Annotated in this window: 21 protein-coding genes, 2 rRNA genes and 1 pseudogene (1 of these 24 running past the window's edge); 13 read left to right on the top strand and 11 right to left on the bottom strand. The window is 57.9% G+C overall.

Annotated features, from left to right (window positions below; all coding sequences use genetic code 11):
- Positions 1-79 precede the first annotated feature (79 nt).
- Entirely contained in the window at positions 80-1273 is a 1194-nt protein-coding gene (locus MME58_RS04175) for a GGDEF domain-containing protein (protein ID WP_054984515.1), read from the top strand.
- Between the two features lie 83 nt (positions 1274-1356).
- Positions 1357-1794, top strand: a complete 438-nt coding sequence (locus MME58_RS04170; RefSeq protein WP_055006490.1) for a GNAT family N-acetyltransferase — start codon at positions 1357-1359, stop codon at positions 1792-1794.
- Positions 1795-1802: 8 nt separating this feature from the next.
- Here the strand turns inward: MME58_RS04170 and MME58_RS27700 are convergent, their stop codons facing one another.
- From MME58_RS27700 to MME58_RS27690, 3 genes are all read right to left on the bottom strand, one after another.
- Positions 1803-1988: a hypothetical protein gene (locus tag MME58_RS27700; RefSeq protein WP_371913018.1), complete on the bottom strand. Its 186-nt coding sequence runs from the start codon at positions 1986-1988 to the stop codon at positions 1803-1805.
- Positions 1989-1995: 7 nt separating this feature from the next.
- The gene (locus tag MME58_RS27695; protein ID WP_395569316.1) at positions 1996-2478 is read right to left on the bottom strand and encodes a methyl-accepting chemotaxis protein; all 483 of its coding nucleotides are present in this window, start codon (positions 2476-2478) and stop codon (positions 1996-1998) included.
- A gap of 257 nt (positions 2479-2735) precedes the next feature.
- Positions 2736-3449 carry an MCP four helix bundle domain-containing protein gene (locus MME58_RS27690; RefSeq protein ID WP_371913020.1) on the bottom strand — a complete coding sequence of 238 codons (714 nt, stop codon included), beginning with the start codon at positions 3447-3449 and terminating at the stop codon, positions 2736-2738.
- Between the two features lie 266 nt (positions 3450-3715).
- Here MME58_RS27690 and MME58_RS04160 point away from each other — a divergent pair, with 266 nt between their 5' ends.
- Together MME58_RS04160 and pcsA are read left to right on the top strand one after the other, a co-directional pair.
- Positions 3716-5728, top strand: coding sequence for an alkaline phosphatase D family protein (locus tag MME58_RS04160; protein ID WP_055006489.1), 2013 nt, complete (start codon positions 3716-3718; stop codon positions 5726-5728).
- 87 nt (positions 5729-5815) lie between these two features.
- Positions 5816-6535, top strand: coding sequence for a phosphatidylcholine synthase (gene pcsA / locus MME58_RS04155; protein WP_003433808.1), 720 nt, complete (start codon positions 5816-5818; stop codon positions 6533-6535).
- Positions 6536-6601: 66 nt separating this feature from the next.
- Here the strand turns inward: pcsA and MME58_RS04150 are convergent, their stop codons facing one another.
- The 3 genes from MME58_RS04150 to MME58_RS04140 form a co-directional block, all read right to left on the bottom strand.
- Positions 6602-7810, bottom strand: coding sequence for a sugar transporter (locus MME58_RS04150; protein WP_054984518.1), 1209 nt, complete (start codon positions 7808-7810; stop codon positions 6602-6604).
- A 268-nt stretch (positions 7811-8078) separates the two neighbouring features.
- The gene (locus tag MME58_RS04145; RefSeq protein ID WP_054984519.1) at positions 8079-8510 is read right to left on the bottom strand and encodes a thiol-disulfide oxidoreductase DCC family protein; all 432 of its coding nucleotides are present in this window, start codon (positions 8508-8510) and stop codon (positions 8079-8081) included.
- 108 nt (positions 8511-8618) lie between these two features.
- Positions 8619-8963, bottom strand: a complete 345-nt coding sequence (locus MME58_RS04140; RefSeq protein ID WP_054984527.1) for a zinc ribbon domain-containing protein YjdM — start codon at positions 8961-8963, stop codon at positions 8619-8621.
- A gap of 277 nt (positions 8964-9240) precedes the next feature.
- Here MME58_RS04140 and MME58_RS04135 point away from each other — a divergent pair, with 277 nt between their 5' ends.
- The 4 genes and pseudogenes from MME58_RS04135 (at position 9241) to MME58_RS27680 (ending at position 13771) form a co-directional block, all read left to right on the top strand.
- The gene (locus MME58_RS04135; RefSeq protein WP_055006488.1) at positions 9241-11262 is read left to right on the top strand and encodes an acyltransferase family protein; all 2022 of its coding nucleotides are present in this window, start codon (positions 9241-9243) and stop codon (positions 11260-11262) included.
- A gap of 65 nt (positions 11263-11327) precedes the next feature.
- Positions 11328-11987 carry an HD domain-containing protein gene (locus MME58_RS04130; protein WP_055006487.1) on the top strand — a complete coding sequence of 220 codons (660 nt, stop codon included), beginning with the start codon at positions 11328-11330 and terminating at the stop codon, positions 11985-11987.
- 119 nt (positions 11988-12106) lie between these two features.
- A pseudogene (locus MME58_RS27685) lies at positions 12107-12688 on the top strand (MCP four helix bundle domain-containing protein); the annotation flags it as partial.
- Between the two features lie 219 nt (positions 12689-12907).
- A complete protein-coding gene (locus tag MME58_RS27680; protein WP_395569315.1) occupies positions 12908-13771 on the top strand; it encodes a methyl-accepting chemotaxis protein in 864 nt (287 codons plus the stop codon).
- 71 nt (positions 13772-13842) lie between these two features.
- On the opposite strand, the gene can is transcribed toward MME58_RS27680, so the two are convergent.
- Entirely contained in the window at positions 13843-14481 is a 639-nt protein-coding gene (can, locus tag MME58_RS04120) for a carbonate dehydratase (RefSeq protein ID WP_002552086.1), read from the bottom strand.
- A gap of 162 nt (positions 14482-14643) precedes the next feature.
- Here can and MME58_RS04115 point away from each other — a divergent pair, with 162 nt between their 5' ends.
- Positions 14644-15048 (top strand): hypothetical protein, encoded by a 405-nt coding sequence (locus MME58_RS04115; protein ID WP_055006485.1) that lies wholly within the window; start codon positions 14644-14646, stop codon positions 15046-15048.
- 6 nt (positions 15049-15054) lie between these two features.
- Here MME58_RS04115 and rimI read toward each other — a convergent pair whose 3' ends face one another.
- On the bottom strand, positions 15055-15510 hold the full coding sequence (rimI, locus tag MME58_RS04110; RefSeq protein ID WP_054986305.1) for a ribosomal protein S18-alanine N-acetyltransferase: 456 nt from the start codon (positions 15508-15510) through the stop codon (positions 15055-15057).
- Positions 15503-16300 (bottom strand): hypothetical protein, encoded by a 798-nt coding sequence (locus MME58_RS04105; RefSeq protein WP_055006484.1) that lies wholly within the window; start codon positions 16298-16300, stop codon positions 15503-15505. The genes rimI and MME58_RS04105 overlap by 8 nt, the downstream gene beginning before the upstream one ends.
- A gap of 144 nt (positions 16301-16444) precedes the next feature.
- Between MME58_RS04105 and mksB the strand changes: the two genes are divergently transcribed.
- The 4 genes from mksB (at position 16445) to MME58_RS04085 (ending at position 22657) form a co-directional block, all read left to right on the top strand.
- Entirely contained in the window at positions 16445-17722 is a 1278-nt protein-coding gene (mksB, locus tag MME58_RS04100) for an Mks condensin complex protein MksB (protein ID WP_055006483.1), read from the top strand.
- On the top strand, positions 17712-18419 hold the full coding sequence (mksE, locus tag MME58_RS04095; RefSeq protein ID WP_055006482.1) for an Mks condensin complex protein MksE: 708 nt from the start codon (positions 17712-17714) through the stop codon (positions 18417-18419). The genes mksB and mksE overlap by 11 nt, the downstream gene beginning before the upstream one ends.
- On the top strand, positions 18416-21235 hold the full coding sequence (gene mksF, locus MME58_RS04090) for an Mks condensin complex protein MksF (RefSeq protein ID WP_054986309.1): 2820 nt from the start codon (positions 18416-18418) through the stop codon (positions 21233-21235). The genes mksE and mksF overlap by 4 nt, the downstream gene beginning before the upstream one ends.
- Positions 21236-21406: 171 nt before the next feature.
- Positions 21407-22657 (top strand): right-handed parallel beta-helix repeat-containing protein, encoded by a 1251-nt coding sequence (locus MME58_RS04085; RefSeq protein ID WP_055006481.1) that lies wholly within the window; start codon positions 21407-21409, stop codon positions 22655-22657.
- A 135-nt stretch (positions 22658-22792) separates the two neighbouring features.
- Here MME58_RS04085 and rrf read toward each other — a convergent pair.
- Positions 22793-22908: ribosomal RNA gene (gene rrf, locus MME58_RS04080) — 5S ribosomal RNA — on the bottom strand.
- 149 nt (positions 22909-23057) lie between these two features.
- A 23S ribosomal RNA gene (locus MME58_RS04075) occupies positions 23058-25177 on the bottom strand (it continues 774 nt past the right edge of the window).

The following is a 25177-nucleotide window of genomic DNA, read 5'->3' as shown; positions in this document are numbered from 1 at the left end:
TTCATGCACCACGCACTAATAGCACTAAGACATCATTCGTGATGTCCTAAGTCTCTCGATGTTAATGTACCGGTGTCACATGCTCGTTTCTGCGCTTGACCGTCCTACCCCTGAAGATGCGCAACTCCTTGCAGAGGTAGAGCAGACGATTATTTCGGGCGTGGGTGCGTTGCGTTTCAGCCGTATGCTTGAGCGGCGCTATCAGACTGAAACCCGGCCACAGCGGCGCGAGTTCCTCACGGCGGTCGGGATTGGGGGCAGCCTGATCTACAACCTGTTTCTGATCAGTGACTGGTTGATTCTGCGCGATGTGTTTGTTTACGTGGCGCTAGGGCGTCTACTCCTGATCACGCCGATGTTCGTTGTGCTGTTAGTGCTGGCGCGGCGCTTTTCTTCTCGCTGGGCAATGGAAACCACTGCGGCAGTCGCGACGGTGCTGTGCTCGCTCATGCCAATGCTGGTGATGATCCACAGCGAGAGTCCGTATCAAATCTTTTATCAACTGGGAATGCTGCTGATCATGGTCTATTGCACCATGATTCAACAATTACCCCTGCGCCATGCAGCGGTCGCACTGTCATGCATGCTGATCATCCAGCTAGTGACCACCTACATTGCCAATTTCGCAGATTTCGTGATCTGGCAGGCCAATGCCGTGTTGTTCGTCTCCACAGTCATGCTGCTGCTGATGGCCTCCTACTTCCTGGAACGCGGCAGCCGCATGAGCTACCTGTTTGCGCTTCGCGGCCGCCTGCTTCAGGTGCAACTGATGGAGTTTGCGCGTACCGACGGGTTGACCCGCCTGTTCAACCGGCGCTATCAGGACGAAGTGATGAACTCAGTCTGGGAACGCGCGCGCAAAACGCCGGCGAACGTGGCCATCATCCTGCTGGACATTGATCACTTCAAATCCTACAACGACAGTTACGGCCATCCACAAGGCGACACCTGCCTCAAGTTGCTCTGCCAGAAAATCCAGCAAAGTGCACATGAAAACGGCGCTGTGGCGTTTCGGTTTGGTGGCGAAGAGGTTCTGGTCCTGATGAATGGCGATGCCGGACAGGCCAGAGACATGGCCAACGCCTTGCAGAGCGCTGTAGCCGCGCTCAAGTTGCCGCACCCGGTGCTGGGCGAAAGCGCCTTCGTCACCGTCAGCCTCGGGGTCGCGTGTGCAGTGGCTCCCCAAATCACGTCCGACAAGCTGATCAGCGCTGCCGACAATGCACTCTACGCCGCCAAGCGCGCCGGACGAAACTGCGTGTGTTTTGCGTGAAATGACACGTTGCGGGGCCTGCCTTTACCAAATGTCTCTGCCGCTCTAAGCTCGTCGCGCACACTACGGCTGGGAGCCATCGCATGAGCGTTTATATTGACGTCGACAGCAACCCTACGGAAGAAGATCGCCTGGCGATTCTGGAGCCACTGCGGCGCTTCAACGCCGAGCAGGCGGGTGACGGCAAGTCCGAGAAGGTGGCAATGTTCATTCGCGATGATCAGACCCGGGAAATTCTCGGTGGCCTGCACGCACGTATTTTTTATCAATGGTTGTTCATCGAGCTGCTGGTAGTGCCGGAGCAAACACGTGGACAGGGAATGGGCTCGCGTTTGATGCAGATGGCCGAGGATCTGGCGATCGAGAAGGGCTGCGCAGGGATCTGGCTGGACACTTTCGACTTCCAGGCGCCCGAGTTCTATCGTCGCCACGGTTACACCAAGTTCGGCCAGATCGACGATTATCCGCCCGGCAACAAGCGCTTCTTTTTCCAGAAGCGCCTGCCGTCTACAACGTCCTGACGCCTGCGTCAGACTTTGAACCTGCCTACCAGGTTGTTGAAGGAAATCGCCAGACGAGACAGCTCCTGACTGGAAGCGCTGGTCTGGTGAGCGCCGGCAGCGGTCTGGGTGGAAAGGTCCTGAATATTGACCAGGTTGCGATCCACCTCGCGCGCAACGTGAGACTGCTCTTCGGACGCCGTAGCAATCAGCATGTTGCGATCATTGATCTCGGCAATGCTTTGCGTAATGCGCTCCAGCGACTGGCCTGTGGCCTGTGGCCTGAGCCAGGGATTGAGTATTGCAGGCAAGGGTGCGGCTGTTGCCCATGGCTCGCACAGCCTGATCGGCACTGGCCTGAACGCTGCCGATCATGGTTTCGATTTCACCGGTGGACGCCTGGGTACGAGCGGCCAGAGCACGCACCTCATCGGCCACCACGGCAAAGCCGCGGCCTTGCTCGCCTGCACGCGCTGCCTCGATAGCGGCGTTGAGGGCCAGCAGGTTGGTCTGTTCGGCAATACCACGGATCACATCCAGCACCTGACCAATCTCGCGAACACGCCCGGCAAGCTCTTCGACCATCGAAGTAGAACTGCTGATCTCGGCGCTGACGTTGTTGATCGCACTGACCGCCTCACGAGCCTGATCACGTCCGGTAGCCGCTTCGGTACTGGTTCGCTTTGAAGCATCAGAGGTAGACATCGCGTTACGCGCCACTTCCTCGACGGCAGCCGTCATTTCGGTAACAGCGGTGGCAGCCAACTGGATTTCGTCGTTCTGCCGCGTCAGGCCACGGCTACCCTCTTCGGTAACGGCATTAAGCTCTTCAGCAGCTGAAGCAAGCTGATCAGCGGCGCTGGAAATCTGCCCGATGGTGCTTTTCAGGCTGGTCTGCATGTCACTCAGCGCGGCGAGCATAAGGCCAGCTTCGTCACGACGGGTGCTGACAATCGGCTGGGTCAGATCCCCCCCGCGATGCGCTGTGCACTGGCAAGCGCAGAGGAAATGGGTGAGCTGATGACACGACTGATAAACAGTGCCAAAACAAACGCAGCGACGAAGGCAATGCCGATACCCAGGTACAGATTGAGGTTGGCTGAGGACTCGGTCTTCTCAGCCGCGGCGGCACCTTCGCCTATCTGACGGTTGTTGGAGCCGACCATGATGTTCAGTTCGTCCATCACCGTCAGGTAGGCTTTGCGAACGTCACCCTCGACCAGCGCCCTGGCCGCTGCAACGTCTCCGGAAAAAGCCACGGTCACAGCACGATCGACCAGTGCCTGATAGACGGGCCAGTCCTGGTCCATCTGATCGCCCGCAGCGCGCTCGTCATCTTCAAGCGGCGTTGCGCGATAGGTGGCATAGGCCTTTTCTGCTTCCGCCCGATTATTTTTAAGGCTGGCGAGAATTTCATCCTTGGCGCTTTGCGGTGCATTGGCAGCGGCCATCGAAAGCAGACGATACACATCACGGTTCTGCTCGACCACATTGGTGGTCGCCTCGTTGGTTTTCGACACCGAGACCAGGTTATTGGAGAACGCAAGTTTCAGGTTAGTGGCGAGTTCACCAATCCCCCGGCTCGCAACCATGCCCACCGCGAGGGTAATGACCGCGCAGAGTGAGAATGAAATAAACAGTTTGGTGGACAGCTTGGCGTTATAGAACCAGTTCATGGAAAGATCTCTAGTTTGAAAAGCTGGCTGAGGCTGAGCAGCGATGCAGGGGAACCGGCAACTTCAGGCTCTATATAAAAGCGGCTATCGGCAACATTGCACACCACTGAAGGGGCATTCATCCGCTTTGGCGCTCCGATGCTCCAACTCTCTGGTGCAATGCTTTGAAACAGGCTGGGGACCACGGTGCATCTGTGTAACAAGAACTTTCCACACTGACTGCGTTAGTATTTCCTGCCCACGATCAGCCAGAGTCTTGAATCAGGATGCCGTCTTCGCCCGCCGAACAACCTGCTCCGTTACCGTCCATCCTCGCCGGCCCGCTGTTGCGCCGTCAGGAAGCCGGCCGCCTGGTGTTATGGCTGGTGGGCTCGCGCCCGCTCGACCTCACGTTGCGTCTGCGCCATGACGCCGATGATGCCGCGCGCGGCTTTACCGATCATTCACTGACTGGCCAGCGATGTCAGGTCATCGCGGTGGGTCGCCACGCATTCATTCATCTGATCGACCTGCAACTGGAGGCCGAACTGCCTCGGGACGCCTGGATCGATTACGACCTGGTGGTGAATGGCGAACCGGGCGGCATCGCCGAGTGGGCACCTCACCTGCTGTACGACGGTGCCCGCTATCCGAACTTCGTGGTGCGCAGCAGCATCGATCATCTGCTGCATGGCTCGTGCCGCAAGCCGCACCACAGCGCAGCAGAAGGTCTGCTCTGTGTGGACCGTCTGTTGGCCGACAGCAAGGCACCGCAGCAGCGCCCTGCCCTGTTGATGATGAGCGGCGATCAGATTTACGCCGACGACGTGGCCGGGCCGATGCTGCGTGCCATCCATGTGCTGATCGAACGGCTGGGGTTGTTCGATGAGCAACTTGACGGTGCGGTGGTCGATGACAGCAGCAGCCTGTATACGCATCCGGCCAGCTATTACCAGCGCGCCGATCTGCTGCCCGCCCTGAAAAGCAACGACACGCTGCGCGAGCGATTCTTTGGCGGCACCAGCAAGCCGGTATTTACCAGCAGCACTGCGGATAACCATCTGGTCACGCTGGCGGAAGTCATCGCGATGTACCTGCTGGTCTGGTCACCTACGCCCTGGACCCTGATCGAGCCCGGCAGGCCGCATCTGGAAGCCGACGAAGTCGAGCGTTATGCCAAAGAGCAGCACGTGATCGAGGCTTTCACCGCAGGACTGAACGGCGTAGCGCGTGCGATGGCTCACCTGCCGTGCATGATGATTTTTGACGACCATGACATCACCGATGACTGGAACCTGTCGGCAAACTGGGAAGAGACTGCTTACGGCCATCCCTTCTCGAAACGCATCATCGGTAACGCGCTGCTGGCCTATCTGCTCTGTCAGGGCTGGGGCAACAACCCCGACGCACTCAACGACCTGGTCCGGCAGGCACATGAACTGAGCACAGAGGCAATGCGCCAGAATAACTGGCTGGAGAGCACGGCCCAGGACGCACTGATCGACCAATTGCTGAAGTTTCAACAATGGCATTACGTGCTGCCGACCAGCCCCGCGCTGGTGGTCCTGGATACTCGCACGCGGCGCTGGCGCAGCGAGACGAATTTCAATCACCCGTCCGGCCTGCTGGACTGGGAAGCACTCAGTGAGTTGCAACAGGAACTGCTTGACCACAAATCGGCGATTATCGTGTCACCTGCCCCTGTGTTCGGCGTCAAGTTGATCGAGGCGATACAGCGGATCTTCATCTGGTGCGGCTATCCGTTGCTGGTCGATGCGGAAAACTGGATGGCGCACCGTGGCGCTGCCAACGTTATTCTGAACATCTTTCGCCACTCCAGAACCCCGGGCAACTACGTGATTCTGTCGGGCGATGTGCATTACTCGTTCGTCTACGAAATCCTGATTCGCCATCGCAGTGGCGGGCCTCGCATCTGGCAAATCACCAGCAGTGGCATCAAGAATGAATTCCCCCGTCGTCTGCTGGACACTTTTGATCGCTTGAATCGCTGGTTATACTCTCCCCGCTCACCTCTTAACTGGTTCACCAAGCGCCGCCTGATGAAGGTTGTTCCGCGCACGCCCGAGCACAGCAAGGCCGGTGAACGCTTATGGAACTCGGCAGGTGTCGGTCAGGTAGTGTTCAATGAACAAGGCCAGCCGACCCTGATCAACCAACTCAATGCCAACGGTGACGAGCCTACCTGTTTCGTCGAACCGGAAGACTACAGAGACGAGCGGTCTGACACAGATCGCAGTTTTCTGGAAAACAACCGGGAAACAAGGGATAGTCACCGCTAAACTTATCGGCAATTGCCGGGTCGATAGTTGCTACCGGTCAGGTTTGCGGCACACCCTGGCAAGCATTATTTCCTGGAGAGCGCCCCCGTGATAACCAATCAACGCATAGCCAGACTCAACGCATGGGGCGCGCATGGCTTCACCGCCACCGGCGTAGTCCTTGCGTTCCTGGCCACCATCGCCCTGTTCAACAATGAACCCAAGGCCTGCCTGCTGTGGCTGGGCGCGGCCCTGATCGTGGATGGAGTAGACGGCTCGCTGGCCCGCAAGGTCAATACAACGTCTGTTCTGCCGCACTTCGATGGTTCGGTGCTGGACCTGGTCATCGACTACCTGACCTACGTGTTCATTCCAGCATTGTTCATCTACCGCTACATTCCGGTGCCCGATTACACGCTGCTGCTCAGCGTATCGGTAATTCTGGTGTCGTCGCTGTTCTGCTTCTGCAACGTCGACATGAAAAGCAAGGACAACTATTTTCAGGGCTTTCCTGCTGCATGGAACGTGGTTGCCCTTTGCCTCTACATTCTGTCGCCCGCGCCGTGGCTGACCTTCATCACCATTATTGCTCTGGCACTGCTGACCCTGACCCGCATGAAGTTTCTGCACCCGTTCCGTGTGCGCCGCTTTATGCCGATCAATATCGCCGTCACCACCGTATGGCTGCTGTCCAGCGCCCTGCTGATCATCAACCATCCACACAATGGCCCTGTGGTAATGGGACTGTGGCTGGCGATGTCGGCGTACTTTCTGGGGATTTGTATCTGGAGAACGTCGCTGGAATGGCTGGGTCGGCTTAAAGCCTGATCTTCATGTCAGAACAAACAGCTCGCTGATCGCCTTGCGCGGTCAGCGAGCTTTTTTATGCGCGTCCTATTTGCTCTCGGCGTGCATCTCGGCAGAGGGCCGGACCTTGCCAAAGTAATGCGTGGTAAAACAGCACAACCCCAAACCGCCCAGGGCCAGCAGACCGCCTACGATACCGACGTTGGCAACCCCGAGATGGCTGCTGACCACGCTGCCGAGCAGCGCGCCGCCACCAATACCGATATTGAAAATGCCTGAGAACAGCGCCATTGCCACGTCGGTCGCATCGGGTGCCAGCGACAGGACGCGCGCCTGCAATGTCAGGCCGAAGCACATGATCGCCATGCCCCAGATAATGGTCAGCGTGCCGAGCGTTGCGGCATCACCGGAGAGTGGCAACAGCATAAGCAGGCAAACGGTCAGCGTGCCAATGGCGGTGATTAGTAGCCCATTCGGGAAACGGTCGCTGAACAGGCTGAAGATGATCGAGCCCATGATTCCGGCACCGCCGAAGACCAGCAGCAGGATCGTGGTCATTTCGCCGCTGAGCCGGGACACGGTCTGAGTGAACGGTTCTATATAGCTGTAGGCGGTGAAATGAGCGGTTACCACAATCGCAGTCAGCAGGTAGATCGCCATCAGCCGTGGGCGCTTGAACAGGATCGGCAGGCTGCGCAAGGACCCGGAGTTCTGACTGGGCAACAACGGCAGCGCGCGAGTCAGCAGGAAGACTACCAGCGCAGCAACGCCGGCGATGCCCATGAAGGTGGTCCGCCAGCCCAGCGCTTCGCCCAGCACGCGGCCCAGCGGAATACCCAGCACCATTGCCAGCGAAGTACCGGTCGCCAACAGGCCAAGCGCCTGAACCTGCTTGCCGGGCGGTGCGATGCGCACGGCCAGCGACGCCGTGACCGACCAGAACACCGCATGTGCAAACGCGATACCGACCCGGCTCACCAGCAGGATCGCAAAGCTGGGGGCGATCGCAGAGAGGACGTGGCTGACCACAAACAGGCCGAACACGAACATTAGCAACTTGCGGCGCTCGATGTTGCGCGTTGCCAGCATCATCGGCAACGACATCAGCGACACGACCCAGGCATAGATCGTGAGCATCAACCCGACCTGCGCCGGGGTCATCTCGAAACTCTGGCCGATGTTGCTCAGCAGACCAATCGGCACGAACTCGGTGGTATTGAAAATGAAGGCCGCCAGCGCCAGCGCGAATACGCCAAGCCAGCTACCTGCCTGCTCGTTTGGAGGTGAAGTTATCAAGAATCACAACGCCCTGAAAATGTTCCGACCCGAAGGCCGACCGCCACGCGTGAACACACACGCCTGACACCTGTATGGAAAACCGCGGCTCGCCCCACTGAAAAACCAACGCAAAAACGCTCCGCTCGACCTTCAGGATCGGGCGCAGTGTGCAAAGTGGATTATTGTGGGTAGTGGGAATGAAGCCAGATGAAACGAATTCTACGGACCGCCAGAGTGGATCACAACCCGTGCACACGTAACAGACGTGGCAATTGACCGCCGGTCGTCAACCATCAAGGAAGCGCTGCCGGTGCTCGGGCGAAGGCAACTGGCAGTGATCATGGCGTCCGAACAGGCGATATCGGTTGAGCGCGATACGGTTGTAGGCCCAGTCCCGAAGAAAGCGTGGAAAAATCCCCAGCACTTTGAGCAGCGGCCACGGCGCAGGCAGCAGCCCCATGATGTGCAGAAAGGCATCCGAGCGCACGAACACCCGATTGTTGACGATGACCGCGATGGTGTGAAAATCGTCCAGTGGCAGCCCGGCCCACTTCAACAATGCCTGTCCTTGCTCAGACTGCACTGCGGCCAACCGCAGACGCCGATGCGGGTCATGGCGAATCAGAAACTTCACCACGCCATTGCACAGCTTGCAGACGCCATCGAACAGCACGACGCATTCATCGGGTTTCAGATAAGGGGCGGGGGTAGTCGGCACGGTATTCACCTGTTCAGGAAAAACAGCCCTGGCGCGCCCGGAAACATGAACGCCCCGCCAGTCGAAAGACCGGCGAGGCGTTCAGGCTAAAGCCATTGCCCGGCAGAATCAAACCTTGCGGACGAACTCCGACTTCAGCTTCATCGCGCCGATGCCGTCGATCTTGCAATCGATGTCATGGTCGCCATCGACCAGGCGGATGTTCTTGACCTTGGTGCCGACCTTGACCACCAGCGAGGAGCCTTTGACTTTCAAGTCCTTGATCACGGTGATGGTGTCGCCGTCCTGCAGCACGTTGCCCGTTGAGTCCTTGATGACTTTCACGTCGTCGGACGCGTCGGTGCCAGCCGCGTCGGCAGACCATTCATGGGCGCATTCCGGGCAGATCAGCAGGCTGCCGTCTTCATAGGTGTATTCGGAATTGCATTTCGGGCAGGACGGTAAGCTCACAATGGTTCTCGCATCAGGGAGGGTAAAAACCATGAATTATAAAGGGCTTTTACGGTTTCAGGTGGGAACAGGCTGATCTGTTGTCGTAACCGCACGGTGTAAAGCAGCATCAGCCATTGGACAGAACTGAATACCTGAACTAAAAATACAGGCGTTCGAGCCAATCGGCCTCCAGCAATCCCCTCTGCTCCTTCATCCCCGACGCCTGCGCCACGCGCTGGCGGTAGCTATTGCAGCCCGCATTTACCGCCTTTCATCACTTCTTGCATCGAGCACACTCATGGGCATTTCTCATAACCCGGCGCTGGGCTATCGACCCGAAATCGATGGCCTGCGCGCGCTTGCGGTGATCCCGGTCATCCTGTTTCACGCTGGCTTGCCGCTGTTTTCCGGTGGATTCGTGGGGGTCGATATCTTTTTTGTGATCTCCGGTTATCTCATTACCTCGATCATTAGTGCGCAGATGTTCGCAGGCAGATTCTCGCTGATCGACTTCTACGAACGACGCGCCCGGCGCATTCTGCCGGCACTGTACGTGATGATGCTGATTTGCCTGCCCGTCGCGTGGTTGACGCTCGACCCGTCCGATTTGAAGTACTTCGCCAAAAGCCTTGTAGCGGTGCCGACGTTTTCATCCAACGTGTTGTTTTGGCTGGAAAGCGGCTATTTCGATGCAACGGCAGAGCTCAAGCCGTTGCTGCACACCTGGACGCTGGCGGTAGAAGAGCAGTACTACCTGTTTTTCCCGTTGCTACTGATGCTTGCCTGGGGCATGGGTCGCAAGTGGCTGATTGCCCTGCTGATCGGCATCGCCCTGGCGAGCCTGACGCTGGCTGAACTGGGTGCACATCAAAACGCCAGCAACGCGTTTTATCTGCTGCCTGCACGCGCCTGGGAATTGCTGACAGGGTCGTTTATCGCCTTTTACTTTGCCTGGCGACCGCGTGCTACCGAGCGCGCCAGCTTGCTTGATCAGGCGGCAACGCTGCTGGGGGTTCTGCTGATCGGTTACGCCGTCGCTTGCTTCGACAGCAGCACACCCTTCCCCGGCCTCAACGCGCTGGTGCCCGTGCTGGGGGCCGCACTGATCATCGTGTTCGCCACCGGCAAGACCTGGGTGGGCAAAGCGCTGGGCTCACAGGCAGCGGTTCTGATCGGCATGATCAGCTACAGCGCCTACTTATGGCATCAGCCCGTCTTCGCCTTTGCGCGTCAGCGCAGTCTGATTGAGCCAGACCTGCCGCTGATGCTGGCGCTGACCCTTCTGTCGATGGGCCTGGCATGGCTGAGCTGGCGATTCGTCGAGCAGCCTTTTCGCAAGGCCGGTGCGTTCAACCGCCGACAGATCTTCGCCTCCGCAGGCGTTGCCTCGACACTGTTCGTGGCGCTGGGGCTGGCCGGCTATCTCAACAACGGCTTTACCTGGCTCTTCGCTGTCGATCCGGCGATGCATCAGGCATTTACCGACCCGCAGATACGCGACAAATGCGACCGGAACCTTGCGGACAAGCGCTGGAACGTCGATTTTTGTCTGTTTGGCCTCGCGGACAATAAGGTTACACCGGACATGGCCCTGTTTGGCGACAGCCATTCCGAGGCTCTGTTGGCAACGTTTGACGCCGCCGCGCGGGATCAGGGCAAAACCGTCGCGCATATCGGGCTGGGTGGTTGCCTGCCGTTGCTCGGCGTGGACGTCACCAACGGCAACTATGCTGCCGGGGTATGCCAGGCGCTGGCCGATCGCGAGTTCGAATACGTGAAGCAGCGTCAGATCAAAAAGGTCGTGCTGGTTGCACGCTGGACGCTGTACACCGACGGCAATTACGGTGAGAGAAAGATGAGCAAGTATTTCCTGACCTCGCGCACCCATCCGGAAAAAAGCCGGGAAACCTCGCGGGAAGTGTTCAGGCAGGCGCTTGATACGACGATCAGGGCCTATCGGGAGATTGGCAGCGAGCTCTTCATCGTCGCGCAAGTGCCACAACAACGGGTCAACCCTGAAAGCCTCTATTACCGCCTGGCCCGAGACGCCTCGGACAGCAACGCACAAAAATTGCAGCGGGTCAGCGACCTGTCGGTGCCGGTCGAACAACATGATCGGCTGCAGCATTTTTCCCGCGATGCGTTCCTGCGCGCCAGCCGAGCGAAACAGATCAGGCTCGTAACACTGGATGAAGCCTTTTGTAAGAACAGCCAGTGCCTGATTGGCGACATGAATTCCTATTACAAGGACTTCAATCACCTCAACGCCAAGGGCGCAGGGCTGCTTGCCGGCCAGATCAGCCACATCCTTGATCAGTGACAGGGTTTTATGAAGCGGCATTGTCTGTAATGCTGATACCCGCACAGACGCCCGAGGAACACCGCATGACCCACGCCAGCTTCGCCCCGTTTGAGGATCTGGCCAGCCTGCTGATCCCGCACACCGGTGCAGAGAAAATCGACGGCTCGCATGATGTCTCGCACTTGTTGCGCGTCTGGAAAAACGTCTGCGCCATCCGTGACCGGGAAGGCGGCGATGCCCGCGTACTGATTGCCGCTACGTTGTTGCACGACTGCGCGTCAGTCGAGAAAGACTCGCCGTTTCGCTCCAGCGCTTCACGACTGTCGGCAGCGCGGGCCAGCGAACTGCTTACCGAGATGGGGTGGGATGAAGAAAGCATCGCTTCGGTCGCCCACGCTGTCGAAGCGCACAGTTTCTCGGCGGCGATAACCCCCTTGACGCTGGAGGCCCGGATACTGCAGGACGCTGACCGCCTCGATTCCCTGGGCATGATCGGCGTCGCTCGAACCTTCTACGTATCAGGGCGAATGGGCAGACGACTCTACGACCCGAATGATCCGCATGCCAGCCAGCGTGCCCATGACGACATGAACTTCGCCGTCGACCACTTTCACACCAAGCTGTTAAAACTTTCCGATGGTTTTCAGACTGATACCGGTGCGCACATGGCGAAGATCAGACACGACCGACTGAAGCGCTTTCTTGATGAACTGATGGAGGAAATCGGTGCGCCTCGGGCGTGAGTCGTCCGCTGCCCCTGACGAAAATACCCGATGTCATAAAGACATCACACAACTGCCCTATAAACGGCTCTCCGCAAAGGTCTGCGTGCTTATAGAGGTTGTGTGCCGTGAAAAGATTTATGCCTCGTTTCCTGCGTCGGCAAACCACAACGACAACACTCTTGCGCCGTTTCAAAATCACTCTGCGCCTGGTGATCTGCTTCGGTATCACCTCGCTGCTGATGGTCGCGCTGGGCGCGTTCTGCCTGCTGCAGATGCAGGAAATCCGCAAGCAGGGCGAAGCGGTCGAGAGTGGCGCACTGCCCAGCATCGCCATGGCCGATGCCATCGCCATCGGTCTGGTCAAACTGCGCAGCGAAACCATTCGTCTGATCGCCAATGCCGATGATCCCGGCGCAGTCATCAACAGCAGAATCAACGTCGAACAACTCAGGAACGAAGTCGAGAAAGGATTCTCGGAATACCTCGCACGCGTCCAGTCAGGCACTGAACACGACTCTATCGTCGCGTTGCAGGAAGCCTACAAGGCTTTCATGCCAGGCTTGCAGGATCAGATCGCACTGATCGAACAGAACAAGCTGGATGAGGCGAGAATGCTCGCCAATACCATGCTCGCGCTACAGGGCGACCTGATGGACATGCAGGTGCAGTTGCTGCGGGAACTGAACAAACAAAGCGCTGCCTCGGCCGTGGATTCAGCTGTCGCCAGCTACGAACAGACGCGAATCATTGCGCTCAGCGTCATCGCTGTCGTATTGGCACTGACGCTGTTGCTCGCCTGGCGTCTGAGCGTCAGCATCATTCACCCGGTGCGCCAGGCTTTACACATCGCCAGCACCATTGCCGACGGTGATCTGACCGAACACCAGATACCGGACGGCAAGGACGAAACCGCACAACTACTGATCACGCTGGGGCGCATGCGCACCAACCTGCACAGCACGATTGATCAGATATACGCAGCGGCAACACAACTCTCACAGTCGGTCCAGGAAATGGGCAGCATTGCCGAAGCCAGTGCGCTCAACCTGCAATCGCAGAACAGCGAAATCGAGCAGGCCGCTGTTGCCGTCAATCAAATGAGTCAGGCCGCCATCGAAGTCGCAGGCAACGCCAGCAGTACGGTGACCGAATCGCAGGCATCGACCCGTGCAGCCGCACAAGGACAAGAAAAACTGTCGGCAACGATTCTTTCGATCAAGGAACTGACAGAAAACGTGCTGAACTCCTCGCATCAGGCCGAGGGCCTGGCCGAACGCACACAGAGCATCAGCAGCATTCTCGATGTGATTCGCGCGATCGCCAACCAGACCAACCTGCTCGCCCTGAACGCTGCCATCGAGGCCGCCCGGGCGGGCGAAGCGGGACGCGGATTTGCCGTGGTGGCCGATGAAGTCCGCTCGCTGGCGCAACGCACCAGCGCGTCGACGGCAGAAATCGAAGGGCTGATCAGCGGCGTACAGCAAAGCACCCACCAAACCGCCAGTTCGTTGCGTCACACAGCAACACAGGCCAACCTGACCATGGAGCAGGCAGCGTCGACCGGCGAAGCATTGAAAGTGATCATCCATTCAACAACGACCATCAACGACCGTAACCTGTTGATAGCCAGCGCAGCGGAACAGCAAGCCCAGGTCGCGACTGAAGTTGACCGCAACCTGAGCAGCATTCGTGACCTGTCGAGCCAGACAGCGTCAGGCGCACAGCAGACAACCGTCGCAAGTAACGCACTGTCGATGCTGGCAACTGATCTGAACCTGATGGTCCAACGCTTCGTGCTGTGATACCCCGACTCGCCAGCAGCCAGCCGTCAGGGAAACGGGCTGGCTGACGACGATACAACCCGGGGCAGCTATCAGTCTTGCGGACGCAGACGGTATTGTGGCGGCAACTGCTCGAAACCGCTGATGGTCACGTCGAGACTTTTCCAGCGACCGTCCTTGATACCGTAGATGCAGCCATGCACAGACAGGCTCTGCCCACGGTGCCAGGCGTTCTGTACGATGCTGGTATGACCGACGTTGGCCACTTGCTGAATCACGTTCAGTTCACACAGGCGGTCGACACGCTCTTCCTCGGTCGGCAATTTGGCCAGCACTTCACGGTTTTCGTAATACAGATCACGAATCGTGCGCAGCCAGCCGTCGATCAGGCCGAACTGGCGGTCCTGCATGGACGCACGCACACCACCGCAACCATAGTGGCCGGTGACCAGAATGTGTTTGACCTTCAACACATCCACGGCGTACTGAATGACTGACAGGCAGTTCAGATCGGTATGCAGCACAACGTTGGCCACGTTGCGGTGAACGAACAGGTCACCGGGCAGCATGCCAACGATTTCGTTGGCCGGAACGCGTGCATCCGAACAGCCGATCCACAGAAACTCAGGCGTTTGCTGGCGGGCCAGCTTGGCGAAAAACTCAGGGTCTTCCTGCTTTATCGCATCGGCCCAACGTGCATTGTTATCAATCAGGTCTTGTAGCTCGTTCATGCTTTGACGCCTCGATAATGATGCCCAGACTTGGACTGGTGTCCGATCCCTCAAGTCACGCCTTGAATGCCATTACTTGATAAGAACTGTCGGTCAACAAAAAGGAATCTTCAAAGTGATGGCCGGTCCACCTTCTACGACCATCTGAAATGAGGATTTGTCATGAACGATTCACGCCGTCCGTTCGGTGCTACCCAGCCGGAACCCATCGACGACAATGAAGACCGTATGGGCTCAATGGAAACACTCGATTTCAATGAAGATGAGACCGCCCGTATCGGCGATCTTATCCCTGAAGACGAACTGCAACATGAAATTCCGGATCAACGCGTACGTGAGGCAGGCCTGACCGGTGCGTCAACTGAAGACCATCACCCGACCGACGACGATCTGTCGCCGGAAACCCTGATCCATGAGGACGGTGCCCGCTCGTCGAACGAACAGGGTGAAGATGTTCCGGCCGATCTGGACATAACGGTGGTCGATGAGGATGACATCGGCGGCGGCAACGGTCTGGACGAGGAAGAGCTGGCGATCGTCGATCCACTGGACGGCCATCAGCGCTGATGCGAGTTACTCTTCCAGCAGCGTACAGGCCATGACCACTGCGTCTTCACGGCCATCCGCTGCCGGATAATAGTCACGACGCCGGCCTATCTCGTTGAAACCATAGTTTTCATACAGACGATAGGCTGGACGGTTGCTATCACGCAGTTCCAGAAAGCATTCCCGTGCATTGAGCTGATAAGCACGCTTCATCAGATGATCCAGCAACAGCAAGCCAAGGCCACGGCCTTGATTCTCGGGCTTAACAGTGATGTTGAGCAGATGCGCCTCATCAATGATGACCTGGATGACACCGTGCCCGACCTGCTGCGCGCCCTCGAACATCAGCCAGATCTCGTAGGATTTGAGGCCATCGAGAAAGATGCCGCGTGTCCAGGGGTGGCTGAACGCTGCGTATTCGATTTTCAGGACCGCATCCATATCGGCTTCGGTCATGCGGCGGAAAGTTACGGCATCACTCATCGGTAGATTTCCAGCGCGTCATCAGCCGACGCATGGCTTTCCAGACATCCGCCTTGCGCTCAGGCTCGTCCATCATTAATTCAAGGCCCGGCAATGCCCAGGCAGTGCCCAGACCTTCGATCTGCAGTTCACGGTTATAAGACTCGGCATCGGCTTCACCGGCGTACTTCATCGACGGCAGACCGATCAGCCAGAGGCACGCGCAGGGCTCATCCTCCACCCGTGCACCGACAAAACCCTGCACAAAATCGCGCGCGGCCTCCGGGCCCTGATCCATCTGGCCACGCACCAGCAATGGCCAGCGCACAGGCTCGCCGATAATCTGCGGGCTGTCGGGCAGACCGGCAGCGCGCAGCATGTCCTTGAGCAGCAGATAGGACGGGTCGCGGCTCTGAAACGGCTGGCCGGTGGTCAGTTCGACCAGCAGCAGGCAACGACCGGCACGCAGTAATTGCAGAGTAAAACGCGGGGGCGGAACCACAGGTGCCTTGGGCGGTGCCGGTTCGGCCTCTTCGGCGGCCGGCGCAGCTGTGCGCGTGCTCGCCAATGAAGGACGCGGCAGGTCGATTTTTGGCCGCTCAGGCTGCCGTGCAGCGGGCTCAACGTTCGGCGTTTCGGCAGGCGCAGCATATGCCTCGGCAGACGCAGCACTCTGCACCTCGACCGGTGGCGGCACCGGGGCAAGCAATTGCGGACGCGACGGCGCGGCAAATGGCAGTTCTGTGCGCGGCAGCCAGTTGACCACCTGCATGGCGGTCAAATAAGCGCGGCGACGGGACTCGTTGAGCAAGGGTCGGCCACCTGTGGATAAGTTAAGCGCGCAATTCTAGCGTTGTTCGGCTTTTTGCGCTGCAGCATATCGCCCGCAGGTGAAATATCAGGCGACTGATGCAGTACAATTGCTGCTTTTCACTTGCCAACAGTCGGCCTAACGATGATCGAACCCAAGCGCGTCCTGCGCGCCCTTGCCGAGCACTGGGCGCTACTCGAGCCCTTATGCGAACATTTCGACCAGGGTACGTTGAGCCTGAGCGAGCTGCGCCTGCAACTGAGCGCCCAACAGCAGGACAGTACACCGCAAGACATCACCAACCTGCTGGACGTGTGGATTCGTCTGGACATTCTGGTGCCTGTCGCGAAAAGCCCCAATCGCTTTGAGCTCAACGCACAGATTCATGACTTCCTGTCCTACCTGCGCCGCGAGCACCGCCTGGGCCTGTGCCTGGAAATCGAGGCTTATCTGCGCCACCTGGAGCGACTGGCCGGTTATATTCAGGACGCGTTCGATATCCGCGATGCCAACGATCTGGCCAGGCAACTGCGGCTGCTGGATATGCGCGTACGCGACGTTCTCAAAAAACTCGCCAACGACGAACAGGCGCTGGTTGCCGTGGCCGACCGGGCCAAGACCAGCGACCGGCAGATTCCGTTGCGCCAGCGGTATGCAGAAGTTCTGGCAACCTGGGACGAATACGTCGAGCCGATGATCCAGCTGGTCAACGCCGATGGCGCTTTTGAGCAGGGCGTGCGCAAGGTCGAGAATGTGCTGCTGAGGCTGTTGACCGAGCAGCAACGGCTGGGTCATCTGGTCGACGACGACATGCTGCTGCGTACCCATGCGCGCATTCTCGAAATGCAGACCAGCGCCCAGTTGACCTTGCGTCATGCGCGCGAGCTGCTGCTGCCGCTGCGTGAGGAAGCGCGTCGCCATAACGCGGTGACCCGTGGTGCAGCGCTGGCCCTGTCGGCGATTCGTCGCAAGGGCCTGGACGCAGTGCCTCAGGCTGCAATGCCGTTGTTCACCCGTCCACAAAGTACGTTTCTGGGCAGTGCGAGTCAGGTCGAGGCTTATGTATATGCCTTGGCGCGATTCGAGCCCAAACCCGCGAAATTCCCCAAGGCCAGTGGCACTCGCAAGGGCGAACCGCCCCGTGCGCCACGTACGGTCAAGGAAATGCTCGAGCGCTGCGAAGACGCCTTGCCGATGCCTGACCTGATGGTCTGGCTGCTGGAGCAGGAGCCGACTGGCGAAACCGACGAACTGCTCTACTGGTTCTCGCGCCTGTCGCGGGACAAGCGCTTCGCACGCGAACGCCTCGAGCGTCGCGACTATTTCACCCGGGAGCACCGCGTCAGCCTGCGCTCCTTTGCCCTGCTCGCCGCGAAAGACGAGCAGCCAGCGCATTCCGAGAGCACCGTTCATGCATCTTGATCTATCCGAAATGTCCCAGCTTGCGCCGATCTTTCGCGAGCTGTTCAAGGGCTATCACATCAGCCGTCGCGACCCGGAGCTGTATGCCCAGCTCTCCAATTGCCAGGACCAGTACCGTGCGCTGTTCAAGGCGTTGGGCTACGAACTGGTCTGCGACACCCGCGGTTTCTATTATTTCGTGCCTGAGCTGGCAGCCGCGCAGGTCAACAAGACGGCTCAGCGTCTGGCGCTGTTCACCTTCATCCTCGTCGAGCATCTGGCCGATCAGGGCCGCGACCCTATGGCCGTGCTGGACGGCGGCAGCCTGGGCCGCGATGAGCTGCCTTCAATGCTGGAAAAGTACCGCGACCTGTTTCTCCAGGCGGAAGTGCAGACCCAGGAAGAGCTTGAAGAGAAGATCATGCGCCGCATGACGCAACTGGGCTTTGCCAGCGAAGAAGTCGGCATCTATCGCTTTCTGCCACCGATGCACCGCTTTCTCGATGTCTGCCTGTCGGTGCAACAGGACCGAGATCTGGCGGCCAGCCTGCATAGCGCCCTGCCCCTCCCGACGCCTGTGCTCATCGATGACGACAGCGACGAGAAGCTGCTGGAAACCGATGACCCGCTGGACCTCGCTGAATTCGGTGAAGAAACCGAGGAAGAGGCACTTGCCCGGGCAATCGCCGATGAGCAACGACAGGAGATGGACACATGAGCCAGGAACGTTATGGCATCCGCCGCTTTGCCCTGTTGAACACTGCCGGTTACAGCCTCGGCCTGTTCCCGCTGGAGAACCCGCTGTCGGTGTATGGCGCGAACAACCTGGGCAAGAGTGCCTCGATCAACGCTCTGCAGTTCCCGATTCTGGCGCGCATGTCGGACATGAGCTTCGGCAAGTACAGCCTGGAGCAATCCAGGCGCTTCTACTTTGCTTCCGATACCAGCTACATACTGGTGGAAGTCTCCCTGCCCCACGGCCCGCATGTCATTGGCGTCGTGGGCCGCGGTCCGGGCGGCGGTTTCGGCCATCAGTTCTTTGCCTATGCCGGCGAGCTGGATCTGGGGCATTACCAGAAAAACGACACCTGCCTGCGTCAGAAAGAGCTGTTCAGCAATCTGGAGAGCCAGGGCCTGAAAGCCTACGAGCTGAAGCCCGACGAATTGCGGCGTCTGCTGGTCGGCGGGCATACGTCCATTCCGCTGGACCTGACACTGATCCCGTTGCGCTCCACCAGTGAACAGAGCCTGAAGACCTTCCGCGCGCTGTTCATCAACCTGCTGCACATGCGTGAAATCACTGCGGCAAAACTCAAACAGTTGTTTCTGGATGCTTTCGAACACAGCCTGCGCTCTGGCAGCGTCGACTACATCGCTGCCTGTGAAGAGGCCTTCCGTGATGTACGACGCATGGAACAGGATTACAACTCGCTGGTGCTGGCCGGCCCTCTGGTCGAGGCGCTGGCTGCTGGCGTCAAACAGCGCGATCTGTTGCGCGGCAAGCTACATCGCCTGTCACCCATCCTTGACTCACTGCTCGGCACCTGGTCGGACTACTCCGGCGCGCGCAAGGAAGAACTGGTCATTCAGGCCGAGCACTACCGTGCTCAGCAGGATGAGATGCAAAACGATCAGCGCAGCAGCACCCAGGAACTGATGCGCCTGGAGCGCGAAATCAGCAGCATCCAGCGCTGGGTCGGCGAATTGGCGGTGCTGAAGAATCGTTTCGCACTGGTCGATGACGTTAAAGTGCTGGAGCAGCAACTGCTCGCGGCCAAAGACGCTCACGATGAGCTGGCGGGTGCGCTGGCCCAGTCCCGCCAGTTCAGCGCCGAAGACCTGGACGAGCGCCTGCGCGATCTCGAGAAACGCCTCAAGTCTGTCAGGCAGCAACTCGACCACGCGGATAACAACAGTTATGCCCGTCTGCGTGAAGAGTTTTCCCAGCCGGATGTCGAACGCCTGATGCGCCTGTTCAACAGCGCGCTGTTCAGCCTGCCACTGGGTGAGCAAGGTATTGCCCTCGACGACGGCGATGCGTGGGTCAAATCGCTGGAAACCATTCTGGACGGCTTCAAAGGCGATCAGTTCGCCGTGCCGGGGTTGACGATCAACCTGTCGAGCATCGAACCCCCTGCCCTGCAGGCGCTGGCCGATCGTGCTGCACTGCGCGATCAGAAAGAGCGACTGGAGAAGGAACTCAAGCAGCTGAAGACGCAGCAGGCCGTTGCTGCCGACCGCGCAGCGAGCAAAACCCAGACCGAAGCGCTGTATCAACAGGTGCTGGATGCGCAAAAAGCCCTTGAAGACTTCCGCCGGTGCCAGACCCTGAGCGCGGAAGAGTCGGGCAAGCTGGAAGATCTGGCGCAGATGGAGGCCGCTCAGGATGAATTGAAACGCTCCAGCGATGCCTTTACCGAGCGCGTCCAGCAGCTCTCGGCCAAGCTGCAACTGATCGCACGTCAGATTGGTGATATGGAATCCAAGCAACGCACGCTGGATGACGCGTTACGCCGTCGCCAGCTGTTGCCTGCGGACCTGCCGTTCGGAACACCGTTCATGGACCCGATCGACGATTCCATGGATAACCTTCTGCCTCTGCTCAACGACTATCAGGACAGCTGGCAAGGCCTGCTGCGCAGCGACGGACAGATCGAGGCGCTGTATGCTCAGGTACGCCTCAAGGGTGTGGCCAAATTCGACAGCGAGGACGACATGGAGCGTCGCCTGCAACTGCTGATCAATGCCTACGCACACCGTACCGACGAGGCGCTTACGCTGGGCAAGGCTCGCCGCGCAGCAGTCACCGACATTGCGCGCACCCTGCGCAATATTCGTAGCGACTACGACAGTCTTGAGCACCAACTGGCGCTGTTCAACCGCGAGATCAACAAGCGTCAGGTGTCGAACCTGGCAAGCTTCCGTATCGTGCTCGCGCCGAACAAGGAAGCGCTCAAGCACATCGACCAGATTATCCACAGCGCCGGGCAATATGAGGAAGGCGAGACGTTGTCGGTCTTCGACCTGAGCCAGAGCGCAGAGCAGGACAACAAGAACGAAGAGGCCAAGGAGTACCTGGCGAGGCTTGTCGCTGCCAACCATAACCAGTTGGGATTGAAGGACCTGTTCGAGCTGGCATTCGAGATCACCAAGGTCAATGGTCAGCCGGTTATCCACACCGATATCGACGGCGCTGCGTCCAACGGCACCACAATGACCATCAAGGCCTTGACCAACATGTACCTGTTGCTGCACTTGATGGATCGCGATCAGGCCGGTCGCGTACGCTTACCGTACTACCTGGACGAAGCCGCGGACATCGATGAGAAGAATCAGGCAGCACTGCTTGAAACGAGCCTGCAACTGGGCTTCGTTCCGATTCTGGCAAGTGTGAAGCCACAGGTCTCGGCCCATGTGGCCATCGACCTGGAAGGTGGCAGCGGGCCTAATGGCATCTACATCGATGAGGCGGACTGGAAATACATTCAGCGTCGCGACGATGTCAAACCAGAGGTTCCCGAGCTGGCTTCGTAAGGCTGTCAGTTGTCGTAAAAGGCCGCATGAAAATGCGGCCTTTTTTATTGTCTTTGAATCGAGTGAGGCCCTATCGCCAGGCTTCGTCGACCAAGCTCTTTATTCATCGAATTCATGATGGAAGGCTGCAAACACGCATACGATTCCAGGAGGCTGGCCTGGAATAACCTTATGAAAACGATACTGCTGGCATCTTTGCTGACCGTAGCGGCAACAGCGCAGGCAACCGATTACTACGTTGCCCCCGACGGCAATGATCACGCTGTGGGTACAAAAGCCGCACCGTTGCGGTCCATCATGCGCGCACAGCAAGCCGCAAGGGCCGGTGACACGGTGTACTTTCGCGGCGGCGTCTATGCCTACACGTCAGGCGTCAACAGCTGTGCCACGCGTATAGACACCGTCAATGCCATCACCCTTGACAACAGTGGCAGCGAAGGCAGGCCTATTCGTTACTGGGCCTATCCTGGCGAAACACCGGTCTTCGATTTCTCGGCGATGAAAGATGATTGCCGCGTCAAAGGCTTCAACGTCACCGGTAGCTGGTTGCACCTGAAAGGGCTGGAGGTGACGGGCGTACCGCAGCAGCCAGAAAACCATCTCAACCACGAGTCCTGGGGTATCTGGAATAACGGCAGCCACAATGTCTTCGAGCGGCTCAACCTGCACCACAACATGGGACCAGGACTGTTCATTCAGAACGGTGGCTACAACCAAGTCCTGAACACCGACTCCCATCACAACTACGACCCTTACACCTCAAACGGCGCAGGCCAGAGCGCCGATGGTTTCGGTGCCCATATCAAAGCGGGCCATCCAGGTAATGTATTTCGCGGCTGCCGCGCGTGGGCCAACTCCGACGATGGCTTTGACCTGATCAATGCTTTCTCCCCGGTAATCATCGAAAACTCATGGGCGTGGCAGCAAGGCTACTTGCCTGGCACGCTTACAAAACTCGAGGCGGGCAACGGCAATGGCATCAAAGCAGGCGGCTATGGTGGCAAGTATGTACCGAACGGCGTGAGACACATCATCCGTAACTCGGTTGCTTTCGACAACAAGGCTGCCGGCTTCTATGCCAATCACCACCCCTTGGCGCTGGACTTCATCAACAACACAGCCTTTTCCAACGGAGCGGACTACAACATGGCAGGCATCGCGCCGGACGGTTCACCAACCCCTCTTGGCAATCTGTTGAACAACATTGCCTACAGGGGACGGCTGACCATCAATACCGAAGGGCTGGATATGGCGCACAACTCATGGACCTTGCCAGCACCGGTAACGGACGCTGACTTCGACGATGTCTCGGACACAGGCTGGGACGCACCGCGTCAGCCTGACGGAAGCCTGCCGGTGCTGCGCAGCTTCCACCTGAAATCCGGAAGCAGGCTTGCTGGTATGGGGGCTTTCACTGAGTGACGGGGAAAGGACGTCGACTCGATAGCTGGATGTGTTGGAAACCATTCAAGTGAGGCAGCGAACAGAGCTTGAGTTTTCTAAACGCCAGAAAGACAAAACCCCATCTGCGTGAGCAGATGGGGTTTTGGAATTCAATCTTGACGATGACCTACTCTCACATGGGGAAACCCCACACTACCATCGGCGATACATCGTTTCACTACTGAGTTCGGGATGGGATCAGGTGGTTCCAATGCTCTATGGTCGTCAAGAAATTCGGGTACCGAATCGTGCCTTGCGGCGCGCTTCAGCAAATCGGGTATGTGATAGCTCGGTGCGTTCGTGATCGCAAACCTTCGGTTCGTGTCATCTTCACAGTCACCGCAATCTGCTCATCTCACGCAGATTGCTTGGGTGTTATATGGTCAAGCCTCACGGGCAATTAGTATTGGTTAGCTCAACGCCTCACAGCGCTTACACACCCAACCTATCAACGTCGTAGTCTTCGACGGCCCTTCAGGGAACTCAAGGTTCCAGTGAGATCTCATCTTGAGGCAAGTTTCCCGCTTAGATGCTTTCAGCGGTTATCTTTTCCGAACATAGCTACCCGGCAATGCCACTGGCGTGACAACCGGAACACCAGAGGTTCGTCCACTCCGGTCCTCTCGTACTAGGAGCAGCCCCTCTCAAATCTCAAACGTCCACGGCAGATAGGGACCGAACTGTCTCACGACGTTCTAAACCCAGCTCGCGTACCACTTTAAATGGCGAACAGCCATACCCTTGGGACCGGCTTCAGCCCCAGGATGTGATGAGCCGACATCGAGGTGCCAAACACCGCCGTCGATATGAACTCTTGGGCGGTATCAGCCTGTTATCCCCGGAGTACCTTTTATCCGTTGAGCGATGGCCCTTCCATACAGAACCACCGGATCACTAAGACCTACTTTCGTACCTGCTCGACGTGTCTGTCTCGCAGTCAAGCGCGCTTTTGCCTTTATACTCTACGACCGATTTCCGACCGGTCTGAGCGCACCTTCGTACTCCTCCGTTACTCTTTAGGAGGAGACCGCCCCAGTCAAACTACCCACCATACACTGTCCTCGATCCGGATAACGGACCTGAGTTAGAACCTCAAAGTTGCCAGGGTGGTATTTCAAGGTTGGCTCCACGCAGACTGGCGTCCACGCTTCAAAGCCTCCCACCTATCCTACACAAGCAAATTCAAAGTCCAGTGCAAAGCTATAGTAAAGGTTCACGGGGTCTTTCCGTCTAGCCGCGGATACACTGCATCTTCACAGCGATTTCAATTTCACTGAGTCTCGGGTGGAGACAGCGCCGCCATCGTTACGCCATTCGTGCAGGTCGGAACTTACCCGACAAGGAATTTCGCTACCTTAGGACCGTTATAGTTACGGCCGCCGTTTACCGGGGCTTCGATCAAGAGCTTCGCTTGCGCTAACCCCATCAATTAACCTTCCGGCACCGGGCAGGCGTCACACCCTATACGTCCACTTTCGTGTTTGCAGAGTGCTGTGTTTTTAATAAACAGTCGCAGCGGCCTGGTATCTTCGACCGGCGTGGGCTTACGCAGTAAATGCTTCACCCTCACCGGCGCACCTTCTCCCGAAGTTACGGTGCCATTTTGCCTAGTTCCTTCACCCGAGTTCTCTCAAGCGCCTTGGTATTCTCTACCCAACCACCTGTGTCGGTTTGGGGTACGGTTCCTGGTTACCTGAAGCTTAGAAGCTTTTCTTGGAAGCATGGCATCAACCACTTCGTGTTCTAAAAGAACACTCGTCATCAGCTCTCGGCCTTGAGACCCCGGATTTACCTAAGATCTCAGCCTACCACCTTAAACCTGGACAACCAACGCCAGGCTGGCCTAGCCTTCTCCGTCCCTCCATCGCAATAACCAGAAGTACAGGAATATTAACCTGTTTTCCATCGACTACGCTTTTCAGCCTCGCCTTAGGGACCGACTAACCCTGCGTCGATTAACGTTGCGCAGGAAACCTTGGTCTTTCGGCGTGGGTGTTTTTCACACCCATTGTCGTTACTCATGTCAGCATTCGCACTTCTGATACCTCCAGCAAGCTTCTCAACTCACCTTCACAGGCTTACAGAACGCTCCTCTACCGCATCATCCTGAGATGATACCCGTAGCTTCGGTGCATGGTTTGAGCCCCGTTACATCTTCCGCGCAGGCCGACTCGACTAGTGAGCTATTACGCTTTCTTTAAAGGGTGGCTGCTTCTAAGCCAACCTCCTAGCTGTCTAAGCCTTCCCACATCGTTTCCCACTTAACCATGACTTTGGGACCTTAGCTGACGGTCTGGGTTGTTTCCCTTTTCACGACGGACGTTAGCACCCGCCGTGTGTCTCCCATGCTCGGCACTTGTAGGTATTCGGAGTTTGCATCGGTTTGGTAAGTCGGGATGACCCCCTAGCCGAAACAGTGCTCTACCCCCTACAGTGATACATGAGGCGCTACCTAAATAGCTTTCGAGGAGAACCAGCTATCTCCGAGCTTGATTAGCC

Origin of the sequence: Pseudomonas syringae pv. tagetis (assembly GCF_022557255.1) — a bacterium.
GTDB classification, from domain to species: Bacteria; Pseudomonadota; Gammaproteobacteria; order Pseudomonadales; family Pseudomonadaceae; genus Aquipseudomonas; species Aquipseudomonas caricapapayae.
The sequence above is the reverse complement of the archived record's forward strand: the minus strand, read 5'-3'. Positions and strand labels throughout refer to the sequence as shown.